Here is a 4,210-nt window from a genome sequence, read left to right on the forward strand (position 1 = left end):
CTCTTGTGGTGTTAATACCGCTGTTGGTTCATCCAATATTAGTATTTCTGCTCCTCTATAAAGTGCTTTTAATATTTCAACCTTCTGTTGTTGACCTACAGTTATATCTTCTATAACATCATCAGGATTTATATTAAATCCATATTTATCTGCTAATTCTTTAGTTTCTTTTTTGGCTTTCTCTATATCTATTTTAAAACTTCCTTTTTTAGGTTCTTGACCTAAAATCATATTCTCAGCCACTGTAAAATTATGAACTAACATAAAATGTTGATGAACCATTCCTACTCCTAATTTTATTGCATCTTTAGGATTTTTTAGTTCTACTTTCTGACCCTTTATATAAATCTCTCCACCTTCAGGTTGATATAGTCCATAAAGTATATTCATAAGAGTTGTTTTACCTGCACCATTTTCACCTAGAAGAACATGAATTTCACCTTTTTTAAGTTCAAAATCTACATTTTCATTAGCTATAGTTCCGGGAAAAATCTTTGTTATTCCCTTCATTTCAACAACTTTATCCATTTGGTTCCTCCTTCCTATTGATTAAAAAAGCTAGATGCAAAAGCACCTAGCTTCCATTTAAATTTAAATTTCTGGAGCTTTAAAGTCTAAAAGTTCTTTTCTTGTTCCTGGAACTTTAAATTTACCTTCTTTTATAGCTGCTCTGTATTTTTCTGATAATTCATCTGCCTCTTTAGTAAGGTCTGGATGTTTTGTTGGTGCTATTCCAACTCTATCTTCTTTTATTCCAAGAACTATATGTTTTCCACCTTCGAACTTGTCTTCTTGAATGCTCTTTATAGTATCTATAACAGCATCTCCTACTTTTTTCTCCATGGATATAAGTATTACATCTTTATATTCTGGTAATGCTGCTGCTTGGTCAGAGTCAACTCCTATTGCCCACTTATTCATTTCTTTTGCAGCCTTAAATACTCCAAGACCTACTCCACCTGCTGCATGGAATACTATATCACAACCTGAATTATAAAGCATTTTTGCAGCTTCTATTCCCTTTTGTTGGTCATCAAAAGAGTCTACATATTTTACATTCTTTCCTGGTGTTTTTTCATTAACAGGTTTTAATAATTTACCGGCTTCTGGATTAACTGACATAACTCCAGCTGCAAATCCTGTTTCAAATCTGCTTATAACTTCACTTTCTTTTCCACCTATAAATCCAACTTTATTAGTCTTTGTCATTTTACCTGCTATAACACCAGCTAAAAATGATCCTTCTTCTTCTTTAAAAGTTATAGATAAAGTATTTGGTGATTTTACAACTGAGTCAACAATTAAAAACTTTTTCTCTCCTATTTGTTTGGATACGTTTTCCATAGCATCAGTCATCATATATCCACAGCCTACAATTAAATCAGCTTCCCCTGCCATAGTTTTTAAGTTTGGGTTATATTGTTCTTGTTGCTTTGATTCTATAGCATTTATTTGTGTTATTCCTAATTCTTTTTCTGCTTTTGAGATTCCTTCATGTGCTGATTGGTTAAATGAACCATCATTTACTCCTCCTTGGTCTGTTACAAGACCAACCTTTAATTGTTCTTTTCCACCTTCAGCAGGCTTCTTTTCTCCTCCACCACAGCCGGCAAATAATGATACAGTCATTATTGCTGCTGATAAAAGGGCTACAACCTTTTTCTTATTCATTTGATTACTCCTCCCTAATTTTAATGTTAAATTATATAATTTCTTCTAGCAATATAATATTTCTACATAAAAATAATATTTCCTTCTTGTTAGTTATTAATAATCTTCTATAAAAAATATTCCACAAGCTCTATTACCAGAATGTACACCAACCACACATCCAACTTCACATTCTATAAATTGCAGCTCTTTTTCTTTTAAATGTTGTTCTAAAGCAATTCTTATTTCCTCATTTTCTATATGTAAAAGTATACATGGTTCATCTTTTTTTATACCTATTTCTTCTATATAATCCATAACATATCTTATAGCTTTTTTATTTCCTCTGACTTTATCTAATATTGCCATTTCTCCATCTTTTACTGTTAGTATTGGTCTTATACCTAAAATATTTCCAACAACCCCTGCTGTTTTTGAAAGTCTTCCTCCTTTAACTAAATTAGTTAATTCTTCAAAAACAAGTCCACTTTTTATATGGGGTATGGTCCTTTTTACTTCTTTTGAAATTTCATCCAATGTAAAACCTTCTTCTTTAAGTCTAGCAGCCTTTATAACAAGTAATCCTAAACCTGAAGTTACATTTTGGGAATCTATTATTTCTATGGCTTCATCTGCCTCTAAAATTTCCCTTGCTAAACAAGCTGACTGATATGTTCCACTCATTTTAGATGACAGATGAAGAGAAATTATTTTATATCCTTCGTCCAAATATTTTTTATAATATTCTATAAATCTTTGAGGAGTTATTTGAGCTGTTCCTGGAAACTCATCAGAACTTTCCATTTTTCTTAAAAGCTCTGATGTATTTATATCTACACCATCTTTATAACTTTCCTCCCCAAAGTTTACTAGTAAAGGAATAACTTCTATATCATATTTATCTATTATTTCTTTTGATAAGTCTGCGGTACTATCTGTTATTATTTTAATTTTATTCATAAGCTGAAACCCCCTCCTATTTCATGTTGGGGAAGTTCATTTGCCTTAGCCCTTCATAGGTTACTATAGCTACAGTATTAGACAGATTCAAGGACCTTGTGCTACTTTTTATCATAGGTACTTTTATACATGTGTCCTTATTACCTTCTCTTATATAATCTGGTAACCCTGAAGTTTCCCTTCCAAAAACTATAAAATCCCCTTCTTGAAATTTCACATCATTATAATATTTACTGGCGTGAGTAGTAGAAAAATAAAATCTGCCATCTTTATATTTTTCTCTTAAGTCTTCATAGGATTCATGTATTTCTAATGATAGTTGTGGCCAATAATCCAGCCCTGCTCTTCTTAAATGCTTTTCATCTAAACTAAAACCTAATGGTTTTATTAAGTGAAGTTTACATTCTGTCAAAACACAGGTTCTGGCTATGTTGCCTGTATTTTGTGGAATTTCTGGTTGAAATAAAACTATATTTAAATTCAAGATATTCTCCCCCTTATACACAAGGAATTAAAATTACATAACATATCTTACTCTATTATTTAAAAATAGTAAAGTTTTAAAGTATAAATTTTTCTATAGCTTTTGCAACTCCGTCTTCATTATTTATATCTGTAATATAATCTGCATTCTCTTTTATGCATTCTGCTGCATTTCCCATGGCTACTCCTAATCCTGCAAATTTTATCATAGATAAATCATTTTCACTATCTCCTATACACATTACATTTTCTCTTTCTATTCCTAGCATATCTGATAAAATACTTACAGCATTTCCTTTAGATATACCTTTGCTCATAACTTCAAAATTATTGCTGTAGGAGCTAACAACCTCTATACCCTCTTCTTTTGCAACTATTTCTTTAACTTCTCTTATTTTGTTTATATCTTTATCTACAATTATACCCTTTAATACCTTATGTTCATATTTCTTTAAAGCATTTTCCCAAGTATCTACTAATTCTATATCCACCTTATTATTTTCTGATAATACCTCATTCATTTTAGAATAGACCTTATTTGAAAACTCCAAGTCTTCTGTGAGGATTTTATTAGGTGTATTAAAATGTGGACGTAATTTATATTCTCTTAATATCTCTATGATTCTTATAGTCTTTTCTAAGTTCATTGGTTTTTCGTATATGACTTTATCTTCACTGCTATTTTTAATATATGCTCCATTTGAAGCTATGACTGGTGATTTCACCCCTATTAAGTCAGCATAATAATTAGCTGAAGGAAATATTCTTCCTGTGCTTATAGCTACATGAACACCTTTATTAGTAGCAGCCTTTATTGCATCTATATTCCTTTTACTTAATTTTTTATCATCTCTTAATAATGTTCCGTCTATATCAATACATATTAGTTTATATGACACTTAAAACATCCTCTCCTATTTTATTTATATATAATCATTATATCAAAAAAATTGAATCTTCTTTTTTTATATAATCTTAATTTATTCCTTTAAATAATTTATAATACCTTTGGCAATGTTTACACCTGTTTTTTTCAATACCTTATCATCTCTTAATCTTTTTCTATCCTGTTGATTAGTTATAAAACCACATTCTACTAAAGCACAAGGTACATCAC

At 30.3% G+C, this 4,210-nt stretch carries 6 protein-coding genes; all 6 read right to left on the bottom strand.

The annotated features are described in order from the left end of the window. A partial coding sequence (locus AB2369_RS11945; RefSeq protein WP_367666704.1) for an ATP-binding cassette domain-containing protein occupies window positions 1-528 on the bottom strand: 528 nt, incomplete at its 3' end. Between the two features lie 63 nt (window positions 529-591). Continuing rightward, window positions 592-1,671, bottom strand: coding sequence for a BMP family protein (locus AB2369_RS11950; protein ID WP_367666705.1), 1,080 nt, complete (start codon window positions 1,669-1,671; stop codon window positions 592-594). A 96-nt stretch (window positions 1,672-1,767) separates the two neighbouring features. Beyond that, complete coding sequence (locus AB2369_RS11955; RefSeq protein WP_095177216.1) at window positions 1,768-2,610, bottom strand: DegV family protein; 843 nt, start codon at window positions 2,608-2,610, stop codon at window positions 1,768-1,770. Between the two features lie 16 nt (window positions 2,611-2,626). Further along, window positions 2,627-3,094, bottom strand: coding sequence for a tRNA (cytidine(34)-2'-O)-methyltransferase (locus AB2369_RS11960; RefSeq protein ID WP_089867576.1), 468 nt, complete (start codon window positions 3,092-3,094; stop codon window positions 2,627-2,629). A gap of 76 nt (window positions 3,095-3,170) precedes the next feature. Beyond that, window positions 3,171-3,992 (bottom strand): Cof-type HAD-IIB family hydrolase, encoded by an 822-nt coding sequence (locus tag AB2369_RS11965; protein ID WP_089867574.1) that lies wholly within the window; start codon window positions 3,990-3,992, stop codon window positions 3,171-3,173. Between the two features lie 81 nt (window positions 3,993-4,073). Then, a partial coding sequence (locus AB2369_RS11970; RefSeq protein WP_367666706.1) for an N-acetylmuramoyl-L-alanine amidase occupies window positions 4,074-4,210 on the bottom strand: 137 nt, incomplete at its 5' end.

It is taken from the genome of Clostridium sp. (genome assembly GCF_040797585.1).
GTDB lineage: Bacteria > Bacillota > Clostridia > Clostridiales > Clostridiaceae > Clostridium_Z.